The sequence below is a fragment of the Aliiroseovarius conchicola genome (genome assembly GCF_041403445.1).
Classification (GTDB): Bacteria; Pseudomonadota; Alphaproteobacteria; order Rhodobacterales; family Rhodobacteraceae; genus Aliiroseovarius; species Aliiroseovarius conchicola.
The window spans coordinates 21,393-42,716 of the sequence record NZ_JBGEHL010000008.1 but is presented as its reverse complement, the minus strand read 5'-3'; the positions used below and the strand labels follow the sequence as shown (position 1 = coordinate 42,716).

At 53.2% G+C, this 21,324-nt stretch carries 20 protein-coding genes and 1 tRNA gene; 6 read left to right on the top strand and 15 right to left on the bottom strand.

Annotated elements, in window-relative coordinates; translation table 11 throughout:
- Positions 1 to 33: 33 nt before the first annotated feature.
- From V6N04_RS13450 to iolG, 4 genes are all read right to left on the bottom strand, one after another.
- Complete coding sequence (locus tag V6N04_RS13450) at positions 34 to 822, bottom strand: ATP-binding cassette domain-containing protein (protein ID WP_371170703.1); 789 nt, start codon at positions 820 to 822, stop codon at positions 34 to 36.
- A gap of 1 nt (position 823) precedes the next feature.
- Positions 824 to 1,948 carry an ABC transporter permease gene (locus V6N04_RS13445; protein WP_371170702.1) on the bottom strand — a complete coding sequence of 375 codons (1,125 nt, stop codon included), beginning with the start codon at positions 1,946 to 1,948 and terminating at the stop codon, positions 824 to 826.
- A gap of 75 nt (positions 1,949 to 2,023) precedes the next feature.
- Positions 2,024 to 2,962: a sugar ABC transporter substrate-binding protein gene (locus V6N04_RS13440; RefSeq protein ID WP_371170701.1), complete on the bottom strand. Its 939-nt coding sequence runs from the start codon at positions 2,960 to 2,962 to the stop codon at positions 2,024 to 2,026.
- Between the two features lie 220 nt (positions 2,963 to 3,182).
- On the bottom strand, positions 3,183 to 4,196 hold the full coding sequence (gene iolG, locus V6N04_RS13435) for an inositol 2-dehydrogenase (protein ID WP_371170700.1): 1,014 nt from the start codon (positions 4,194 to 4,196) through the stop codon (positions 3,183 to 3,185).
- Positions 4,197 to 4,494: 298 nt separating this feature from the next.
- Between iolG and V6N04_RS13430 the strand changes: the two genes are divergently transcribed.
- Positions 4,495 to 6,420 (top strand): cation:proton antiporter domain-containing protein, encoded by a 1,926-nt coding sequence (locus V6N04_RS13430; RefSeq protein ID WP_371170699.1) that lies wholly within the window; start codon positions 4,495 to 4,497, stop codon positions 6,418 to 6,420.
- Positions 6,421 to 6,498: 78 nt separating this feature from the next.
- On the top strand, positions 6,499 to 7,182 hold the full coding sequence (locus V6N04_RS13425) for a Crp/Fnr family transcriptional regulator (RefSeq protein WP_371170698.1): 684 nt from the start codon (positions 6,499 to 6,501) through the stop codon (positions 7,180 to 7,182).
- Positions 7,183 to 7,288: 106 nt separating this feature from the next.
- Here the strand turns inward: V6N04_RS13425 and V6N04_RS13420 are convergent, their stop codons facing one another.
- A complete protein-coding gene (locus V6N04_RS13420; protein ID WP_371170697.1) occupies positions 7,289 to 8,164 on the bottom strand; it encodes a hypothetical protein in 876 nt (291 codons plus the stop codon).
- 90 nt (positions 8,165 to 8,254) lie between these two features.
- Between V6N04_RS13420 and V6N04_RS13415 the strand changes: the two genes are divergently transcribed.
- Positions 8,255 to 9,916, top strand: coding sequence for an ABC transporter permease (locus tag V6N04_RS13415; protein WP_371170696.1), 1,662 nt, complete (start codon positions 8,255 to 8,257; stop codon positions 9,914 to 9,916).
- Between the two features lie 47 nt (positions 9,917 to 9,963).
- Positions 9,964 to 10,039: transfer RNA gene (locus V6N04_RS13410), tRNA-Thr, on the top strand.
- A 71-nt stretch (positions 10,040 to 10,110) separates the two neighbouring features.
- On the opposite strand, the gene V6N04_RS13405 is transcribed toward V6N04_RS13410, so the two are convergent.
- Both V6N04_RS13405 and V6N04_RS13400 read right to left on the bottom strand, forming a co-directional pair.
- A complete protein-coding gene (locus V6N04_RS13405) occupies positions 10,111 to 11,181 on the bottom strand; it encodes a tyrosine-type recombinase/integrase (protein ID WP_371170695.1) in 1,071 nt (356 codons plus the stop codon).
- A 233-nt stretch (positions 11,182 to 11,414) separates the two neighbouring features.
- A complete protein-coding gene (locus V6N04_RS13400; RefSeq protein WP_371170694.1) occupies positions 11,415 to 11,888 on the bottom strand; it encodes a hypothetical protein in 474 nt (157 codons plus the stop codon).
- A 154-nt stretch (positions 11,889 to 12,042) separates the two neighbouring features.
- Between V6N04_RS13400 and V6N04_RS13395 the strand changes: the two genes are divergently transcribed.
- Positions 12,043 to 12,252 (top strand): hypothetical protein, encoded by a 210-nt coding sequence (locus tag V6N04_RS13395; RefSeq protein ID WP_371170693.1) that lies wholly within the window; start codon positions 12,043 to 12,045, stop codon positions 12,250 to 12,252.
- On the opposite strand, the gene V6N04_RS13390 is transcribed toward V6N04_RS13395, so the two are convergent.
- The 8 genes from V6N04_RS13390 to V6N04_RS13355 all read right to left on the bottom strand — a co-directional run bounded on the left by V6N04_RS13390 (position 12,249) and on the right by V6N04_RS13355 (position 20,309).
- A complete protein-coding gene (locus tag V6N04_RS13390) occupies positions 12,249 to 13,301 on the bottom strand; it encodes a hypothetical protein (RefSeq protein ID WP_371170692.1) in 1,053 nt (350 codons plus the stop codon). The two genes, V6N04_RS13395 and V6N04_RS13390, sit on opposite strands and share 4 nt — an antisense overlap.
- Complete coding sequence (locus V6N04_RS13385) at positions 13,301 to 13,855, bottom strand: hypothetical protein (protein ID WP_371170691.1); 555 nt, start codon at positions 13,853 to 13,855, stop codon at positions 13,301 to 13,303. Before V6N04_RS13385 ends, V6N04_RS13390 begins: the two co-directional genes overlap by 1 nt.
- A gap of 4 nt (positions 13,856 to 13,859) precedes the next feature.
- The gene (locus V6N04_RS13380; protein WP_371170690.1) at positions 13,860 to 14,474 is read right to left on the bottom strand and encodes an HK97 family phage prohead protease; all 615 of its coding nucleotides are present in this window, start codon (positions 14,472 to 14,474) and stop codon (positions 13,860 to 13,862) included.
- Positions 14,474 to 15,727, bottom strand: coding sequence for a phage major capsid protein (locus V6N04_RS13375; protein ID WP_371170689.1), 1,254 nt, complete (start codon positions 15,725 to 15,727; stop codon positions 14,474 to 14,476). Before V6N04_RS13375 ends, V6N04_RS13380 begins: the two co-directional genes overlap by 1 nt.
- A complete protein-coding gene (locus V6N04_RS13370; protein ID WP_371170812.1) occupies positions 15,720 to 15,986 on the bottom strand; it encodes an HNH endonuclease in 267 nt (88 codons plus the stop codon). Before V6N04_RS13370 ends, V6N04_RS13375 begins: the two co-directional genes overlap by 8 nt.
- 71 nt (positions 15,987 to 16,057) lie before the next feature.
- Positions 16,058 to 17,572 carry a terminase large subunit domain-containing protein gene (locus V6N04_RS13365; RefSeq protein ID WP_371170688.1) on the bottom strand — a complete coding sequence of 505 codons (1,515 nt, stop codon included), beginning with the start codon at positions 17,570 to 17,572 and terminating at the stop codon, positions 16,058 to 16,060.
- A complete protein-coding gene (locus V6N04_RS13360; protein WP_371170687.1) occupies positions 17,569 to 18,222 on the bottom strand; it encodes a hypothetical protein in 654 nt (217 codons plus the stop codon). The genes V6N04_RS13365 and V6N04_RS13360 overlap by 4 nt, the downstream gene beginning before the upstream one ends.
- A complete protein-coding gene (locus V6N04_RS13355; protein WP_371170686.1) occupies positions 18,219 to 20,309 on the bottom strand; it encodes an AAA family ATPase in 2,091 nt (696 codons plus the stop codon). Before V6N04_RS13355 ends, V6N04_RS13360 begins: the two co-directional genes overlap by 4 nt.
- Here V6N04_RS13355 and V6N04_RS13350 point away from each other — a divergent pair.
- Positions 20,300 to 20,581, top strand: a complete 282-nt coding sequence (locus V6N04_RS13350) for a thioredoxin domain-containing protein (RefSeq protein ID WP_371170685.1) — start codon at positions 20,300 to 20,302, stop codon at positions 20,579 to 20,581. The two genes, V6N04_RS13355 and V6N04_RS13350, sit on opposite strands and share 10 nt — an antisense overlap.
- Positions 20,582 to 21,324: the final 743 nt, after the last annotated feature.

Below are 21,324 nucleotides of genomic sequence, written 5' to 3'. Positions count from 1 at the left end.
TCACGCCGCTCGTCTGATTTGATTAAGTCGGGTCTAGACCGTGCCGCCCAAGCTGCCCTCAAGCTGTACAAGCTCTTGGCCACCGGCCATCAGATCCTGCAACTCTTCGGGCGTGATTTGACCACGTTGCGCCGTGCCAAGGGTCTTGCCACGATTGAGCACCGTAAACCGGTCCCCAACCGCAAGAGCGTGGCGTACGTTGTGGGTGATAAACACCACAGCAATACCCTCTTTACGGACCTTGTCGATGGTCGCCAAAACGTTTGCCGTCTGACGAACCCCAAGCGCGGAGGTCGGTTCATCTAGGATCAACACTTTGGCCCCAAAATGCACAGCCCGCGCGATGGCGACCGTTTGGCGTTCACCGCCAGACAAAGTGCCCACGGCCTGATCAGGTCCACGCAGATTGATGCCCATTTTGCGCATCTGTTCCATCGTGATTTCGTTTGCCGTGTCGTGATCAAAGAACGTGATAGGCCCAACCTTTTTCGTGGGCTCGTTGCCTAAGAAAAAGTTCCGGCTGACCGACATCAACGGGATCATCGCAAGGTGCTGGTGCACCGTCGCAATCCCCGCCGTCATCGCATCACGCGGGTCCTCAAAGTGCATGGGCTTGCCTGCGAAGAATATCTCGCCTGCAGTCGGCTTATGGACACCCGACATGGTTTTGATGAAGGTCGACTTGCCCGCGCCGTTGTCGCCTAGAAGGCAGTGGCACTCTCCGGGAAAGACTTCGAGCGACACACCGGCCAGCGCAATCACTGAACCAAAATGTTTCTCGATATTCTTCATTTGAATGATTGGTGCGTGTTCGGGATTCATATCAACGCTCCCCTGTAATCATGCGACGGATATACGTGTTCAGGATCACGGCCGCCAAAAGGATGAGACCAAGGAACACCCGGAAGAGTGAGCTTTCAACACCGGCAAAGAACAGGCCTTGCTGTACGACGCCGAAGATCAATGCACCCAGTGCAGCCCCGATAACCGAGCCGTAGCCGCCAGTAAGCAATGCGCCACCGATCACCACAGCGATGATCGCTTCGAATTCCTTCAGGAGCCCCCGATCCGCGCCGGCTGAGCCGAACTCCATCACCTGACAGGTGGCGAAAACGCAGGCACAGAAGGCCGTGAACATGAACATCAGGATTTTGACGCGGTTTACGGGAACACCCGAATTGCGGGCTGCCTCTGCATCACCGCCCGAAGCGAAGATCCAGTTGCCGAATTTGGTTTTTGTCAGAAGAATGTGCCCGAAGATCACCAGAACGATCGCCCAAACGATCAGCATCGGAATGCCGTCCACCACTGGCTGGCCTTCGCGCGATCCACGCGAGAATGTCTCGATCAAGCCGATCTCGCCAAACCATTCAAACAGGCCAGTGAAAATTTTGCCGCCGAAGACACCGGCAAGCCAGTCACCTTCTGCGCGGTCAGAAATACCACCGATGATGGTTTTGCGCTCGATTGTCTGCGGAAAATAAATGGTGAAGCCGCGCAAGATGAACAAGAACGCCAGTGTCACGATGAAGCTTGGCAGCCCCGTTCGAACCACGATGAACCCATTGACCGCGCCCAGCGCCGTGCACAAAACGAATGTCACGATAATGGCCATCCAAACCGGCCAACCCAGTGTGACTGAGAATATGGCGATCATCATACCGGCAAAGCCGATCATCGAACCAACCGACAAGTCAAACTCGCCCGCGATCATTAGCAGACATGCACCTACGGCGATGATCATGAACTGAGCAGAAACCTGGCTCCAGTTCAGCGCGCCTTTGGATGAGAACATGCCGCTGTCATGTGCAAACAGCGCGAACAGTAGGAAAACGATGATGGTGCCGACGATCCCGCCCAGCTCGGGACGGATCATGGCTTCGCGGAAACGAGAGCGCGTCTTGATACGCTCATCAGCCTCCGGAACGGTATTTGGTGCTTCAGACATTCAGTATCTCCATGTGCCTTGCTCAGGATGGAAAAAGGGCGGCCAATTCACACCGGCCGCCCCGATTTTGCGACGTTAGCGGTATTCGCCCGCGAACATCTCGACCTTCTCAAGCGCATCGGCAGTTACGAAACCGGGGCCCGAGTTGATATTGTTGCCTGGCAGAACGCCATAGCGGTCGTAGTTCGCTAGAACCACAACAGGCAGATAGGCCTGCAGGAAGGGTTGCTGGTCGATACCCCAGTTGATCACGCCGGACTTGATGCCCTTAACGATTTCTTCACCCAAGTCGAAAGTACCGAAGTAGATGTCACCAGCCATGCCGTTTTCATCCAGCGCAAGCAGTGTCGGGTCAGCAGATGTTGGCCCAAGCGTTAGGATCGCGTCGGTTTCAGGGTTAGCTGACAGGTAAGCCAGAACCTTGTTTTTGATCTCCGACGGGTCTTGGCCGCTGTCGATCATCTGGTTGCCCAGGTCGACACCCAGACCATCCGCGAAACCTTGGCAACGCTCGGTCGACGATGGCGACGAGATATAGTGGTTCACGCACAGGAACGACGCAACGCCGTCACCTTTGGCGCGCAAACCAGCTGCATGACCAGCATCGTATTCAGGCTGACCAACATACATCAGCGCACCAACTTCGCGCGCTTGCTCGGGCGTGCCCGAGTTCATGATGATCACGTTAATGCCACTGTCCACAGCTGCCTTGATCGGACCGGAGAGAACGTCATAGTCAGACAGCGTGGTGATGATGCCATTGGGGCCTGAGGCCGCGGCTTGCTCGATGATACGGGCCATGTCGGCCAGGTCGCCAGTTGGCGGGTTGCGGTATTCAACCTCGACATCCATCTGTTCGCCAGCAAGCGCGATACCATTCTTGATGGTGTTCCACCAGCTGTCGCTATCCGGTGCGTGGCTGACCAGAATATACTTCTCGCCCTCGGCTTGTGCGGCAGTTGCCCCAACAAGAGAGAACGTGGCGACTGCAATTGCCGTTAGTGTTCTTTTCATAGTTTCCTCCCTAGGAATTTAGATATTGAGGTCGTTGAACCGACCCCTGAACCCGATCCGTTTTCCGGATCGAACCTACGTAGACAGCTGGGCGCGGTGTTGGTTTGACCCATCGCACGCCTGGCTGAAAACATCTCGGATGACCGTGGCTGGAGGGTGCTCACCCACTCTTCCACCCAACTGGCCGCATTGCGTATTGCGCCGGGGATCAAAAGCAAAATCATGCGCGTTCCCCAAGCAGTTCTGACGTAATTTCAACGGTCTCGCCACTCTGAGCAGACCGCGTTGCCGCTTCGGCCAAGGCTAGCGAAGACACCCCCTCGGCGAGGGTAGCAGGCATTTTGGAACCGGTTGCAACGGCGGTCAAAAAAGAAGCCCACTCGATCTGGTAAGCACGGGCGTAGCGCTCAAGGAAAAAATGTTCGGGCTTCGCCGTTTTATTCCCATCTGCCGTGATCTTCTCAACCGTGTTCTCCAACACGTTCTTGGCCCCCAGCAGACCACCTGACCCAAGAAGCTCGATCCGTTGGTCATATCCGTAAGCCGCGCGCCGCGAGTTCTTGATCACGGCCAACCGGCCATCGGCCCAAGTCAATGTCACAACAGCTGTGTCTACATCCCCAGCCTCGCCTATCGCAGGATCGACCAGAGCGCTGCCGAACGCGCTGACCGTTTTCGGCAGGCCACCAAAAATCCAGCATGCGAGGTCAAAGTCGTGGATCATCATGTCGCGAAACAAGCCGCCCGACACCTTGATATAGGAAACCGGAGGCGGCGCGGGATCAAACGAAGTGATCGACAGCAACTCGCCCGTGCCGATATCGCCAGCATCGAACGCTGCTTTCAAAGCTGCAAAATTTGGGTCGAACCGTCTGTTGAACCCGACCATCACCGGGCTTTGTGTTTTCGCCACGTTGGCCTGACACGCGATTGCACGCTCCAGCGACAGGTCCACGGGCTTTTCACACAAAACGGCCTTTCCGGCCTGCGCTGCGGCTTCTATCAAGTTGGCGTGGGTGTCAGTCGACGTCGCTACGAGAACCGCGTCTATATCATCCGAAGCGATGATCGCATCGGTTTCACGCACCTCGGCACCATAGTGGTTTGCCAAGCTCAGCGCGGGCGCGGCATTAACATCCGAAACCGCAACCAACGCACTTTCGCGGTTAGACGCGATGTTCGCCGCATGCACCTGACCAATTCGGCCAGCCCCTAGAAGCCCAATTCTGAGCATTCCGTTCCTCCGCTGATTCTGGACATTTTTGCCCTGTTCGCGACCAGCATGGACGATTTTGCAACCGATTGCAATAACGTTGGTGCCGGACCGATTTCTTGCATGTTTCGCCGCGGCGAACTGCGGTTCAACACCCCTTGACCCCAACCGAATCTACCGCTTGAGTGGGAGCTGAACAGGTTAACAAGCCGTTGACCTGACAAAATAGTATCGAGTGCTCACACAGCAGTGCCCGACATAGTCGTGCAATTGCACCGCCTCCCGTATCTGGGCGCGTTCATCAGGTAAAGGACCAGTCATGACACCCGAATTCATGCTGATAACATTCACATTGTTTCTTGCAGGCGTCATTGCCGTGCCCATCGCCTCGCGCCTAGGTCTGGGGTCGGTCCTTGGATACCTGACAGCCGGAATTATCATCAGCCCAATCCTGCATTGGGCGGGTGCGGACGTAATCGCACTCCAACACTTTGCAGAGTTCGGCGTGGTCATGATGCTGTTCATTGTTGGGCTTGAAATGAACCCCAAGGCACTGTGGGAGATGCGCACGCGCATTTTCGTTCTGGGCGGATTGCAGATCACTGTCACAACGGGCGCAATTATGTTGATTGCCATGGCTTTTGGACTGCAGTGGAGCGTCGGACTGGCCATAGGCCTTGTCCTTGCACTGTCTTCAACCGCGATCGTCAATCAGACATTGCGTGAAAAGGGGCTTTTGAAATCGGACGGTGGACACGCCAGCTTCTCGGTCCTGTTGATGCAAGATATCGCGGTCATCCCAATGCTGGCTTTGATCCCTCTTCTGGCCCTGCCCGAACTGACCGAGGCGATATCGCATGGCGCCGGGCACGGTGCCGACGGCGATCATGGCGGGTCTGGTCTGAACCTTAGCCTGGTCGACGGGCTTAGCGGTTGGCAAACTGCGTTGGTCACGTTGGCGGCCATCGCCGGTGTCGTCTTTATCGGCACCTATTTGACCACGCCAATCTTCCGATTTGTAGCCCGTGCGCGTCTGCGCGAGCTCTTCGTAACTACAGCGCTGATGATGGTTCTTGGAATCGCCCTTTTGATGACGCTTGTGGGCTTATCCCCGGCGCTGGGAACCTTTCTGGCTGGGGTCGTAATGGCGGGAAGCGAGTACCGGCACGAGTTGGAAAGTGACATTGATCCGTTCAAGGGCATCTTCCTTGGGGTCTTTTTCATTACGGTCGGTGCCAGTATCGATTTCGGCCTGCTGGGGCAAAACGTAGCCCTTGTCATTGGGCTCACAATCGGACTGATCGCACTGAAATCCGCCGTTCTTCTAATGCTGGGCCGCGCGTTCCGGCTGACCGGCGGCGACAAATGGCTCTTTGCGCTGGGTCTTGCTCAGGCCGGTGAATTTGGATTCGTGTTGTTGTCCTTCACAGTTGCAAACGCCGTTATTCCACAGGGGATCGCTGACACGCTTTTGCTGGTTGTTGCCCTGTCCATGCTTCTGACCCCAGCGCTTTTCATCCTCTATGACAAGGTAATTGCGCCGCGTTACTCAAATGACGATGAACGCGAGGCCGACATAATCGAGGAACCCGCGTCAATCTTGATCGCTGGGCATGGTCGTTTCGGGGGCATCGTCAATCGCGGCCTTCGCGCTGCGGGATATGACACGACTGTTTTGGACTATTCGTCCGAGCAGTTGGAAATGCTGCGCCGCTTTAACATCAGTGTGCATTTCGGGGACGCAACCCGCCCCGATTTGCTTCATGCAGCAGGAATAGCCGAAGCAAAGGTTCTGGTGGTCGCAATCGACGACAAAGAAGCGACGACCGAGATGGTGCGATACGTAAGCGAGCACCACCCCAACGTGCACATCGTTGCACGTGCATATGATCGCAACCATGTTTACGATCTTTGGTCCGTCGGTTGCCGTGACATCATTCGTGAAACCTACGACAGCTCACTCAGGGCAACTCGTTCGGCGTTCGAAGCACTTGGGCACGGCAAAAAAGCTGCGAAGCGGATGGTCGATGAATTTGAAGCCTCTGATCGTGAAGTGATGCTTGATCTCGCCGAGGTTTACGACATCAATATTCCTGCCGTGGAAAATGAAGCCTATATGACACGTCTGAATGAAATGTTGGACGTTTGGCAAGAGCAGCTCGCGGGGCGGATGGAAGAAGCAACCCAAACCCCTGACGAGGACGCCGAACCTTTGCTCTCTAATCCTACGCGCACGGGCGGCTAGACGCCACCTCCTCGCGCGGTTAAACTCACATCTGGTAAATGGCCCGGAACACCTCCGGGCTGTTTGAGGGGACGGCGATTGCCACACGAAATGCACAAGATGATTGCGCGCAATTCACTTCTGTTGCGCGCGCTGCCGGAAATCCATGTTGATGCGATCCTGTCGCATGCGACTTGGCGCCATTATGAACGCGGTGAGACCTTGTTCATGCAAGAAGATCCCGCCGATGCGATCCATATTGTTTTGGACGGATGGGTAAAGCTTTATCGAATGACACGCGGTGGCACAGAGGCTGTGGTGAGCGTGTTCACCCGAGGCGAAAGCTTCGGAGAAGCGGTGGCTTTGCGAAAGCTGCCCTACCCCGTGTCCGGCGAAGCCGCTACTCAGTGCGAAGTGATGCACATCCCGACCAGCGTTCTGGTTCAACTTGTAAAACAAGACTCCGAAGTTGCACTTTCTATTCTGTCGTCCACATTTACACACCTACACGGGTTGGTGACCCAGCTCGAACAGCTCAAAGCGAAAACCGCGCCGCAACGGGTCGCTGAGTTTTTGTTGAACCTGTGCGATGGGACACCTGGTGATTGTGCGATCAAACTCCCATACGACAAAGTCTTGATTGCTGGTCGCTTGGGCATGAAGCCCGAAAGCCTTTCGCGCGCGTTTTCTCGTCTTGGCGACTACGGAGTCACAATCGACAAGAGCAGCGCAATCATCAGCGATGTGCAAAAACTGCGTGACTATGCAGCGGACGATGGGTAGGGGTGCATCCGCACGCGCAACTGACGATGTTAGCCAAACGAAACATTCGGCTTGTGCTGCGCCGGCTAGTACGGTGTGCTCACGCACGATCTACCGATCTAATACATTATGCGCTGAGCAGTCTTACACCCCGGATGCTCTCAATCTCATACAGGTCGTGGTCGTATGCCTCGGTCAACTCCTCTACCAACTGCTCGGTCCAACCCGGCAGGTCGATCTCCTCTTCGATCTGGGCCTCAATCGCGTATTTCTCCAAAAAAGCCGATATCACGCGGTTGCGTTGAGCTTCGCTGGGAATCTCGGTCTTGTCGAGATACTCCAGCATTCGCTCCACACCTTCCGGCTCCATGATAGGCACTAAGATGTCAAAGGCACCATCCAACGGCATGTCGCCCGCCACACCAGCCGTTTCCTGCATGACTCGCTGCCAAATCAAAGGCGTATCCTCATTGCACCAAACTGTAATCGGTGTGTTCGGGTTGGCGTCGCGGATTGCGTGAATGGTGTCAGACCAACAAAGGATACGTGGGTCAATTCCATTCAGTGCCTGAGCGCGGTCCGCCGCCGACATACCACTTACAATGGCGGATACAAATGTCGCCGGGTTTCGGATGCCAATAAAATAGCTGACGTCATGATTGGCAAAAAGGTTGCGGATCCAAGCAGTGTTACGCTGGGCCAAGTGATAAAGTTGGTTATGTTCAAGTGATCTGCGGGGCGCGCCAAGAAAGTTCTTATGGCCCAAGATTAAGCGCTTGGCATTGCTTTGATCTACAAGTGCATCCAGCAGCATATCTTGCGTATCGTCATCAGCACGCGCGCCCTGCAGTTTCACCAATGCTTCGGCCAACAGCCCCCGGTAGCGTCCTGGTCCAGGGACCACCACGCCTTTCTTGGCCAACGCGTCGCTGTTTTTAAGCAACGATTTAACCAGTTGATCATCGTCCGTGCAATGAGCGCCGATGTGAACTGAGATTTCCATACAGTGCGCGCCTTTTTCTATCACCTCAACCAGTTAAACATATTGGGGATTTCTGGACAGTTAAACCAGTTTCAGGTTAAACGACGCCTGATGACCGACCAAAAGACTCAGATTGCGAACCCTCCACGCGTGAATCGCCTGCCAGACTTCTGGTCGGTGGGGGCGCTTTTCATCGCATCTCTGGTGTTGCTTCCCATCATGTCGATTGTCTGGATCGCCATGACACCAACCGAAAACGCCTGGCCGCATCTGATGAATACGACCTTGCCGCGCTATGTGCAGAATACACTGCTACTGTGCTTTTCCGTTGGGGCGCTCTCGGCGGCAGTCGGTACAGGTTCGGCTTGGCTGATTACCATGTATCGCTTTCCAGGTGCTCGGTGGCTGGAATGGCTTTTGCTAACGCCTTTGGCCATCCCGGCCTATGTCGGGGCCTACGCCTTGGTCGATTTTCTGGAATATGCCGGGCCTGTGCAGACCGGGCTTAGGGCACTTTTCGGGTGGGGCAACGCGGCAGACTACTGGTTCCCGCAAATCAGGTCACGCTGGGCCGCCATCATCGTCCTTACGGCAGCGCTAAACCCCTATGTTTTCTTGCTGGCACGTGCCGCCTTCCGGGAGCAGTCCGGCGACGCCTACGAGGTTGCGCGCGCCCTTGGCGCTGGCCCCTTTGCCCGGTTCTGGCGCGTCGGTATGCCCCTCGCCCGGCCCGCCATTGCCGCCGGCGTCGCCATCGTGATGATGGAGACAGTGTCAGATTTCGGCGTTGTGGATTACTTTGCTGTTCAAACGCTGACCACCGGCATCTTTACCGTTTGGCTTGAGAGCCACAACGCGGGAGGCGCCGCGCAGATCGCGCTCGTCATTCTCGTCTTTGTTTTTGTTCTGGCCGCGCTCGAAAAGGTCAGCCGCTCGCGCAGCCGGTTCTATCGCATGTCCCGGCAAAGCCGCCCTGTTGAGCCGCGCAATCTGAGTTTTTGGCCCGGATTGGCCGCGTTGGTCGCATGTGCAATTCCCTTTCTCATCGGGTTTGTTCTGCCGGTCACTGTGCTTCTTTCGCACGCGCTGGCAAAACCGGAGTACTGGTTCTCCAATGGACTATTACTGGCTTTGATACACACACTTACGGTTGGCGGCATAGCAGCCGTTGTGACCGTTCTGGGAGCTTTGTTTTTGGTCTACGGGGTTCGCATGTCTCCCTTTGCCCTGCCGCGTAAACTGATGCCTCTCACAACCATCGGCTATGCTGCGCCTGGCGCGGTTCTTGGGATTGGAATTCTGATCCCCATGGCGGCGACCGACAACGCGCTGGCGGATGGAATTTTGGCCGTGACAGGTTGGGACCCCGGTTTGATTATGACCGGCACCGCTTTTGCAGTGGTCTATGCTTATTGCGTCAGGTTCTTCGCGATCGCCCAAGGGGCAGCCGATGCTGCGATTGAGCGGGTCTCTCCTAACCTTCCGATGGCCGCACGTTCACTCGGGCGCACTGCACAAGGTGCGCTGTCTGAAATTTACGTTCCATTGATACGAGGCTCGGTTGGTACTGCGCTGCTCTTGGTGTTCGTAGACAGCGTGAAAGAGTTGCCTGCAACGCTACTTTTGCGTCCGTTTAACTACGGCACTCTCGCCACACGCGTTTACGAGCAAGCGTCGTTGGAGCAGCTTGGTCAAGCCGCCCCCCCAGCCCTCATGGTCATCGCTGTTGGCCTCTGTGCAGTGGCTTTGATGGCACGTGCAAGTCGTCGATGAATTTTTACTTGAACCCCGACGCAGAACCGCTTAAACGCCCCTCCAGTGCCCCTATAGCTCAGCTGGTAGAGCAACTGATTTGTAATCAGTAGGTCCGCGGTTCGAGTCCGTGTGGGGGCACCATTTTAACCCATTGTTGTTATATGATAATTCGGTTTTCATGGGTTGATTTTCTTCAGCGGTTTGACAGAATTTTATTTAGGTTTGACAGAATTTGTTCGCCGTCTGTCCAATTCGTCAGAAAAATCTGCAACAGTACGTGAATTGAGTTCAGTTCGATTAGCGTGCTTGGAATAGTGGCGGGCCATGGTATCGGTCTTTTGCCCAAGAACGTTTTTGATTTCATCTGGCGTTTTACCCATTTCAGCTAGGATCGTTGCAACAGTGTGGCGCAGACCTTTCAGGGTCAGTCCGGTGTTCACCGAGCCATTTTTCTCAAGCTGCAATTTCACCGTTCGCCACGATGCTCGAAATCCTGAAATCGTCCAAGGGCGACCATAAGAGTTCGCGCAGATAGTGATTGCGTCGTGATCAGGTGAGGCATCAAGGATTTTCAGCAAAGGTTCTGGAAGAGGCATCCAAACTGCCACCTTCGTCTTACCGCGCGCTGTATCAATCAGCCCATCTTTGATCGCTGATTTCTTCAGTTTCACCGCGTCTTGTGGATCAAGACCAGTGAACATCATTAGAGCTATTGGAAGTTTCATGTGCGGTGGCACCGTATCCAGAACAACATTTCGTTCGTCATCCGTCCAAGGCCGATTAGCGTCAGCCAGTCCTTTCGCACGTTTGATCGCTCGAATCCCCATCGCTGGATTATTCTCGACAAAACCGCGTTCTTTCCCCCAAGTGAAAAGTAGACGAAGAACAGTAACGGTGTAGTTGGCGAACCAACGACCATGCTTATCAAATGCTTTGTCGCGCAGCTTAACAATGAACGGCGATTTGAAACGCGTGAGTTTTTCACTGGAAATCGGCTGAAGGTAGTCAAACACCTTCTGATAATCAGCCCGTGTGCGCGGCGCTAAGTCAGTGAAAGCTGTGTGCTTGCGATAGCGAGTGATTAACAAACCAAGCGTTCCAGGGTTTGCTGCAATGCCAGCTTTTGCAACAGCGTCGATCCTTGCGCATTCCGCAAGAAAACCAGCACTACCGATAGGATTCTTGCTCAGATCAATCGCAGTTCGAGTTGCTCGGTGATAGCAACGCTGTTTGCCGTGACGATCTTTAAAGATTTGGAACCCTTTGACACGAAATATGGCCATAATCAGAGCTTCCCTAGAACAGTTTCATCGGAATCGTGTTCGCCGGATGCGAGTTCATCCAACCAACGATCCAAACGTTTTTTGTCGAATAGTCTCTTTCCGCCGATTTCAGTCGGTGAAACACTGCAAATCACCGTAAATTTCTTAGCGGGCAATCCACAATACATCGCAGCTTCAGACTGCGAGAGCATCCGTCGTTGAACAGCGATGATATTGAGATTTGCGGATGACATTTATGCGTTACCAGCTTTGGCGTGAAGATTTAGAACCAATTTTGAAATCATGACGCCGATAGGCATCAGAAAAATTGGTTCATGACTGTGAGACAGATCAGGTTGCCCACGTTCAGAAAGTGACATTGGAGTCCATTCACCGTTGAGGCATTTCAATTCCAACCAAATATCTTTTTTCCCTTTCACCAGCACTTCATCCAGATAGTCACGGGAAAGGTCGTCGAAGTTTAATTCTTCGGAGAACTTAGCAAGATGGTGAAAGAGCAAATTGTGAACCATCATCGAAAGTGAATAGCTAAGGTTGCTACGCGTTTCACCAGCCGGTTGAACCACTGCCCTAGCTTTACCAGTGCGGATTCTGGTGCGAAGTGTTTCACCATGGACGCCAATTAGGGTTGCGCCCTCACTCCCTTTAAATTTGGGGTCGTCGCGATTAGCGTCGGCCCATTTAAAAATCGCGTCAATATCAGTCATAGTACTATCCTCAGTTTTTATAAATGTATCCATTCAACTAAATCCGGTCAACAGTTAAATGGATACATTTAAGATGACGCAACCTAGTGATGCCCTGCTTGCGTTGATAAGGGTAATGGGTAATTGTTGGCGAAGATAAAAAGGAACGCCAAATATGACAAAAAAGACAGAAAAAGCCTCGAACACTGCAAGAGTAGCCTACGACATGGCACGTGCGTTGTGGTTCGAAGAAACTGATTCTCACCCAAAACTTAGTGATTGGCAATTCTTTGAACTAGTTAAGCTATGCTCAATCAGTCTGGCGGGAAATTCCCCCTATTCGGATACTTGGGAAGAGGCCATCGGCAAGATAACATCAAGTTAGTCGGCCCAATCCACCAGCTTCAACGCTTGTTCAGGATCAACGCCCGTCTCTTTCGCTAGGGCCAGCGCCTGAATCACAGCCGTCAACGCACGCGCTCTTCCACCAGCGTCATACGCCTGCAATGGCCGCATCACGTCAATCTTAACGGGCGATCCAAGTTTATCAGTAGCCTCTTCAGCCATGAACTGACCGATTGGTTGAAGCATCCACTGCGCCAAATGGCGTTGGGCTTCCCTCACAAGGGGGCCTGTCGTGGTTGGGTTCGATAATCCCGGTAGAACACCGAAAACACCAAAAATCGATTCACGTGCCGCAGATAGGTTTTGCGTGGTCATGGATGCTTGAAGATCGGGTGTAAGGTTCTGAGGTTTGTAATCGGTTGCCGGTGCAGGACCACCAGCCGCCATGACATTCACAGATTCACGCATCAACACTCGCCCACGTTGACCACGGAATGAACGTGCAAGGGCCTCCATTGTCGTTTCCTTAGATTCTGGAAGCGGAAGAACCTGTGAGCCAAGCGGGGCAAATTCGTAAACTTCGCGCAAAGCACCTTCGATGATTTCCAGCAAGTTTGCCGTCAGTGAAGCGCGGCGCAATGGGGCTTGCCCGAAATACGGTGCGGTTGGATCACTACCGATGCGAAAATGGAGAACTTCACCGGCCAAGGCTGTTTCCGTACGGCCACCTCCAGCTTCGGAAATCGACACCCGATAAGCTTTCGGCTTGGCGTTGGTGGTTGATAAATCCCAATCGCTGCACGGTATCAAACCTTCGTCGCGGATCAGAAATAACGCCTCGCCACGAACCGCCAGTGAACGAGCGGCAATCCCTAACGACCGGACATCTAGTAAATCCGTGCCGTCCACATCAGCGATAGATAAGCCGCCCTCCCAAAGCGAAATGCAACTTTGAACCGTGGCGGTCAGTTCCGCCACTCCACGGTTGCCAGAAATATAGGATTCACGTGCAGCAATGACATCAGACGTAAAACCTGAACCGGTCCCCCGTGTTTCTTCTTTCTGTTGTTTTTGTTTGAATGGCCACATCAAAGGACGCTCCTGTAATTGCGCAACAAATCAGCCGCGCCGGACTTTAGAAGGGCCATGCCCATAAAGTCGGTTTCGTGATGAAAAGTGTTGGAAACGTCGCCGACAGATCGTCGGAACGATCTTTCGGACGCCGAACCACGAATGCCACCCAAGTATTCTGCCATACGCCGAAACGCTTCAGTGACGCTTACTGGTGCTAGGCCACCACCGACAGTCGCGACGACGCGATAATGGCCGTCCGTTGGAAGAGATAGCCCACCCAGTGGGGACGGCGTAACCGTAGCCGCGACCCATGTCGCATCCAGCCACTTTTCAACGGTGAGGATTTCGACAATAGGGGCAAGTGGCGGCAACCAATCGCCGCATCCCTCAACAATCCACGTCACTCGGCGCTCAGTCCAGCGGTGCGCAACATGGTCTTCAATTCTTTTCCAAATTGCACCAACCTGCTGATTGCTGACCACAGCCGCCAATGCGGGTTGTGATAACCCCTGCGGTAAAGCCGGATACAGAAGCGGTTCAGCTTCGATTTGTTGTAGTGCGGTAGCCATGTGTTTATCTCCAACGGCTATGGGGCGTAAAATTCGCCACCGGTTGTTTCCCATTGGTTTCCCATGACCGCATTTCAATTTGCGTTTCGTCATATGCAGGGCGTGTCACCAACGACAATTCGTAGAGAAGTGCGATATTGACGGTGCGTATGATTGCGTTGAAAGCCCCGTTTTTGGGGTCCATCCCTTCGTCAGTGATCGTCTCTGGTTTTTCGACGCGTCGTTTTGGTGGAAGCCTGAAGCCCGGTGAAATTCCCGCAATCAAACCCGCCGAAAGCGCACTCAGTGCATCGCGCACATAGCTGACTTCACGCATTTCTTCCGATATCCGCGCTTCAAATATTAGCGCATCATCTGTGTCACGTAGGTCCAATGTGCCAGCACCACGGCTTGCCAATGGTTTGCCGTAGTCATGCCCCGATAACAGATGAATATCTTCGTCGGGCTTATCAACGCGATAAGCAAATGCCCGTGACGCGATTGACTCTTTTCTGGGACGACCAGTACGGCCACCATCAGAAAGCACGGCGCGTTTGTTGTAAGGAAAACGGCCTGAAAGGCGAGTTTCCCCGCCCTCCATTCGCATTTCCAACCCACCGTTTGAAAAACCGACAAGCATTATTGCAGACCTGTCAGGATTTCAGTCTGGACTGACCTTGAAACCGACACGTCCATCGTCGCCAGCGCGGTCAAACGAAGACCACCCGACTGCGCATCAGAATATGGATCACGGATCAGATCGACCGCACCCCATGTGCCAACGAATATCGGGTTCACGCCACCAGCTTTCGTCGTCATGATACCAACGCTTTCCAATGGATCACCGCTTGGTGCGGCCAGTGCATTGCTGGACAAAACCACGTTGCCAACCTTCGCAACCAGCCGATCCCATTCAGAAATGGCGGTGCCTGAAATCAGGTCGTCATCCATCCCGTCAAAGATTTCAGGGCGAAGCAAAAGGTTGATATCGGACCCACCACTTGCAGCGTTTGCGGTCATGAAACGCACGAGCGCAGAACGGAACGCGGCATATGAAGCAGCGGCGTCAACAGCGGTTTCCGTAATACCCCAAGTTGCTGCACCAGCTAGAACACCTGTTGGTTGACCAGCGGCACCGGACCCTTGGAACACGGCTTTGTCCATCGCTTCGCCAATTGCGCCGTTCATGTCGCGTCGCACGGCTTGTTCCAGCGCGGTGCCGGTCTGTTTCAGCGCTTTGCGGGTTAACCGCATTTGAATACCCAGATTGTGATCAGGCTTCAAAGGACGGTCCAGTGTCGTATATGCTGCTGGGCCGGCCACATCAGAAGTTTCACCATCGGCCCAGCCAGCGGTGACAGCACTTGTTGTAAGTGGATACTCCATATCGCCAACACCGATGTTAATCATCGAAGCGCCCATTTGGGCCGCGACCGAACCGGCGAACAGACGATCAATGATCGGCGCTGTCCGCATTGGGTTTGGAGTGCCACCAGCTACCGTTTCACCGGCACGTGTCTCTAGAGCTTCCCATGGAACGGGAACGCCGCGATAACCGCCTGCGCTCCGCAATTCGGCAACGATTTCGGCAGTTTGGCCTTCCAAAGCGCGGCCTTCATCCAACGCCAAGGCGACCTGACGCAATTCGAACTGACCCATCATGTCAGCCCATTCTGTATCAGAACGGGTTTCAAGTTCAGCACCCGCGTCACGGCGTTCTTCGTCTTCCGCAATAAGCGACGCACGATAACGGGTTTCATTGGACCGATATTCGGCGTCCAAGGCTTCCATTGACCGTGTTTCTTCATCGGAAGGGGTGTCTTTGCCGACCAGCGCTGCGAGTTCCTGACGAATTTCGCTTTGGCGACGCTGGATTTTCACTGAATCAAGCATTTGAGTTTCCTTTTGTTGCTTGTGAAATGCGCATGTCGCGCACGAAATCACGCCATTCTTGACGCGGCTTACTGAGGGGTTTGTGACCCACCTCAATTCGAGTTTTCCGGGCATGACAGGTGCCACAAAGCATCTGCAAATTGTCCAGAGAATAAGAGAGTTCAGGATGCGTTCTGACCGGCTTGATGTGGTCACATTCCAAGCGGTCTTGGCGTCCACATTTCACGCACGCCCATTCATCGCGTTCCAACGCTTGCATCCGTAACGCTTTCCAACGTGGACCGCGTGTGACCTTCGCGCTGTGGCTGGCATATTCTGATCGTTTACGATTCATGCCCACAGCATCCTTCCCGGTTTAGCAACGGGACGCGCCAACCAACGTGCACCTTCAGCGACCGCAAGAACGGTTGCACACGCAGCGTCAATCCGACCAAACGAACGACCTTTTACGATTTTTGAATTTCCAGCGGGGTCGATCAGAACAACCGCTTCACCGAAAGCTGACCGCAACAGAAAAGACTGTGGCGCGCTCACCTTTCGGTCAAACACAGCGCGGCGAAAACGTTCAACGTCTTCACTACCATCACGCCAACCCATCCCCCGCCAGATCACCGGCGAACGGTTTCCTATGGCGTCCAATGCTTCTGCAATTTCGCTTTGTTTGAACCGGTCAGCCGTGACGCTGGCGATCTGCTCGTTTTCAACGTTACGGCAAACCAGTTCCAGCCACCGTTTAATGGGAACCGTTTTGTCGCCGATGGTGGTCAACTCGCCACGTTCATTCATTTGGCTGTAAAGATTACCAACGGAATCTGACTGACCGCGATTGACCAAAGATGGTTGCGACGGAAAACAGCCATGCGCTTCAAGTCGCCCGGTTTCGGGCCAGAAATAGGCCGCTGCGCTCATGGACGCCGAACCGCCAAGGTCAATCCCGACCACAACTGGACCATCACGTGCAGGCAGGTCTTCAACTTCACAAGCCAACCATTCATCGCGCGTTAGCAATACACTTCGGTTATCAATCGAAACACGTTCGTTGCGGGAGAACAGACGGAAATTCGCCAACGGCGCACCACCGCGTGAAATCGCGAGTTGGGCGTCTTCCTTCAGTCGCTTGATCGACGGGCCAATTCCATGAATTGAACCGGGATTTGCAATTTTCAGCGATGCGACGTCATCAGCCGGTAAATCAGGCGCGGGACGGTGTTCTTGTCGGTAGGTGTGCGGTGCGTCACGATCCATCCACATCGAAAATGGGTGAAGATCGTCAGGCGCGGATGTCGAGATGATCAACGCCCGACCATCTCGTTTCGCCAATCCTGTTAAGATAGCGGCTTCAAGTTCGTCGCCTTTTTCGTGCGGCCAGTGACCGCGTTCATCCAGAATTGCTAATGTGGGCGATGAACCAAGGCTTGATTTACCATCAGCAGCGATAGCACGAATAAGATGACGACCGTTTTCATCGTTAAATTGGATTTCAAAACGTGGTTGTCGACGGATCGTTATTTTTGCTTGAACGGCTTCAGGCAGTGAATTTACGAAATTCGTGACATACCCCCAAGCGATTTTAGCTTGTTCTTGCGTACGTGCAGCAATCAGAACTTCACGTTCCGGCTGATCGCTAAGAACGCCGAGAATTTCAGCCAACGCGATAATCGCGCTTAATGCTGATTTACCGTTACCGCGACCGATGGACAAAGCACCCACTGAAATGGAATTAGCAAACGCCCCTTTGATGAATCGTTTTTGAAAACCTGCCAGTTTAATTTTTTCACCGGCACGACGACCAGTTGGGACCGTCAGCGATTCCGCGAATTTGATAATTTTGGATGCGGTATTCATGATTTGCTTCCAATCAATGCTGGAAACAAATTTGAAGCCACGACGCAGCCCGTCGGGGCCATCAAGGAATGCGAAGAGCGGAATTTATCGACACAGACCGCCAACAGGGTCTTCAAGGCATTCAGCAAGCTGTTTCTGTGTGTGAAAGGATAACCCCCAACCACGCAGACACCCCCCCGATCATTTGGGGGGCATTGGGACCATCCGCCACTAACTGCAATGCGAAAGGATGTCAGTGACGGATGGTTCATCGAGGGTTGATCGGCAACCGTGGAAATCCGACCAATCCTCCCAATGAACGAAAGGCTTTCTGTCGCCGAAACAAAAATACCCTTCGCCACCCATCGCGCCAACTGCTGGGGAAACGCGATGAATTTCTTAAATCTGTTAATTGAACGAACAGCCAATGGTTCGTTCCCACTGGTCGTTCTTAAATTACCGCCAGCCGCTCCAAGGGCGGCGGTAATATACCCTTTAGGGTATAGGCTTGGAAGGAACACCCTTGGAAGACCCTTGGAAGACCACAAAAACAAGGGGTTTACGTCACCCTTGGCTACCCTTGGAAGCACCCCTTGGAAGACCCTTGGAATGTTATAAAAACAAGGGGTTTCGCTGACCCTTGGAAGGGCTTGGAAGTCGCCGTAGTTCATGCCCCCACCTCGCTTGTCACAAGGTGGTTGCGACGCTTACTTGGTGGCCCCGTTTCAACGTGATGAAGCTTTTCAGCCATCAAACAACGTTGCATGGCTTGCTCAAATCGTTGCTTGGGCACGCCTTGATTTAATGGATGGCGAGCGAACAACGTTGGGGCGTAGTTTTTCGGATTTTCGTATGATGAAACGAACCGGCCTTCATTCTGAAACTGTGTCAGAATTTTCATAAATAACGCATCGTCTTCATCGCCATTAATGCGTTCAGCCAACGGGTTTTTCGGAACGAAAACACCGTCGTTATATCTGACTGTAATTTTATCAGATGATGGACCGTAGTTTGATTTTTTGGTTGTGATCAACCGTTCATCAGCGTCAAATTCGTTGCCGTTTTCATCGGTGACACGCTCAAGATAGAGATAGCCTCGAACGCTGTTCCGCCATGACGTGTTGCCTGATGTTCCATCGCCTGTGAACATCCCGGACTTGGAAGGGTGACGTAGCAAAACAATCGTAACAGAGTGACGGAAACATAGCCCACGAAGCATCTGAATGAACTGTCGTGGCTGATGTTTATCGTTGTCGTCACCGCCATAAAGGTCTGAAGAATTATCCAGAACCAACAAAGATGGTCGCAGGCGAAGAATGGCGTCTTCAAGTGCTTTAAACGCTGGTGTGGCGACCAGAGGACCACCGCTATGAACTGCCGCCGCAAGAATGGCGTCTTCACCAGCCAACGAAAGAAGGTGAAGGTTCCGATAATCGGCAAATGACGCACTCGACGCCCTGCGAATATCTTCCAATCGACGATGAACTTCGTCTGTCGTATCTTCGGCGGTGATATAGAGTGCCGAGTTTCCGAACGTGATTTGGTTCAGCCAGAAACCAGTTCTGGCGACACTTGCCGCGAGTTGAAGTGTCACTAACGATTTACCTGTTCCACCATCACCGGAAAATATCGTGATGTCGTTTAGTGGAATAAGATTGTGAACCAACCACTGTCGCGGCTTGATTTCTTGACCTTCGAAAGCGTCCGCAGAGAATATGTTGAGTGCTACCGATGGTGGCGCTGGAAGTGGAACAGGGGTGCTGGGCAACGGATGGTTGGCGAAAATCTTGGCTGGATCGTATTTGTGACGATTGCTGATCGCCGCCAAATCAGCCCCACTAGCACGTGCGGCATCGGCAAGTGTTCTGATCGTAACGCCGCCGTTCTGGAACGAATTCCAATGACTTTGAATGTCAGATGCGCCTTTGTATTTCGTACCAGCGGATGACCACTGATCGACCAGCGTAAACCCATCGTCCGAACCGCCCGTGCCGTCATGGACGGCCATAAGTATTTTCGACCATTCATCATATGGAAGGTCTGGGCTTACGTGCTGAAGCAGTTCGGCGATTTCCGATGTAGGTGGCTTTTCTGTTGATTGCGGTGTTGCAGGAGGACTTTGTTGTTCAAACCATTGGGGTGCTGTTGCGGGCGCGCGATTATTCTCCCAAGCATAAGGTCTATCATTGAAGATCGACGGCGCAAGAATGATGTACCCGGCATGCTTGATATCCACATGCTTGCAAAGCTGGCCGGGGTATTTGACCCCTTCATCCGCAGAGAAGATGAAGTGTTTTCCACCGCTTGCCGTCGATTGGGTTAGTGTTTCGGGAAGTTGACGATCACGAATGAAGGTTTCCCATTCACAATCGGGTTTATAAAGATCAGGATCAAAGGCGACCAGTCCCGCTGCATCCAAGGCAAGCCCGATATTCGCATTTGGTGACTTTTCCCACCAACTATTAATGGTAGCTGGATCAGTCGTGGCTGCTTTGAAACCATTAGTGGTTAGGGGCCGTTTTTCGTTCGGAATGCACGGGAATACAGGCCAGCCCAACGAAGCATAGTAAAGTGCTGCATCACCCAATGAGAGGTTTGACAAATTGCGGCTAAGATATTGATCTACGAATGCCGGTTTGACAGCTTCCGATTTGCAAGCATTTGAAATTGGAAGATTAAGAGTGGATTTGTAATCAGTAGGTCCGCGGTTCGAGTCCGTGTGGGGGCACCATTTCCATAATAATATCAATGACCGCATTCAAACTCGCCGCAGAGAAGACCTTCCCCGTTTCGAAAATCGCCCGTTTGGGTGGTGGAGAATTCACCCTCGGGAAGTCGTTAGGCGTCCATGACTGGCAAATGGTTGTCGTCTACCGAGGTAAACACTGTCCCTATTGCAGCCGTTATCTTCAGGAATTGGACCCGCTTGATCCGCGCCTGAATGCCATTGCCATGGATGTTGTGGCCGCTCTGCCGACAGTCTGGATCGTGCAGAACCACATATTGAAAAGTTGGGTGTCGATCTGGTGATTGGCTATGATCTGTCGATTGATCAAATGAAGGCTATGGGGCTCTATATTTTCTGAACCACGCTCAGACGCCGAAAGCCCAAGACCGTCTGCTGAGCCGGGGCTGTCTGTCATCAATGGAGACGGTGCTTTGCAAGTGACTGACATCTCAAACGGCCCATTCGTTCGGCCACAACTGGAAACACTGGTCGGCGGCTTGGAGTTCATACGAAACCCTGAACACAACTGTCCGATCAGAGGGATGCTGGCGTAACTCCTACGAAAAACGAAAAGGCTGCCGTTTCCGCAGTCAGGTGGAGCGGCAGCGAAGTCCCGCGATCGGTCATTGCCGCTGCGCTCTGCACGAATGGCCGCAATGCGGCGACGGGCGACGCGATGAATGCGGGTAGTCCCAACGAAATCACGCGATATCCGCTTCCTATGAACTCCCGTTCGACTCAGTTTTGAATTGTAACGGAAAACTCAATCCATGCGCCGCAAGGGCAGGAGACGAAGCACCGCCCAACTGCTGGAAGCCGGAAAGATGAAAATCACTGCAAAATCGTCAGCGACCTTTCTCGAGTTCTGATCTATTTTTGGACCTCTTGGATGACGCCTTTCAAGCCCTTCAAGCAGAACAGTCAAGTATATGTGTATTCTGGAGATAAAGAGACAGTCCCAATTGCGGCGGAAGCAGATGTTACCCTTTTGCGGTTTTGCGAACGTCGATACTCTGCAATGGATGAAATCACAGAGATGGCAGAT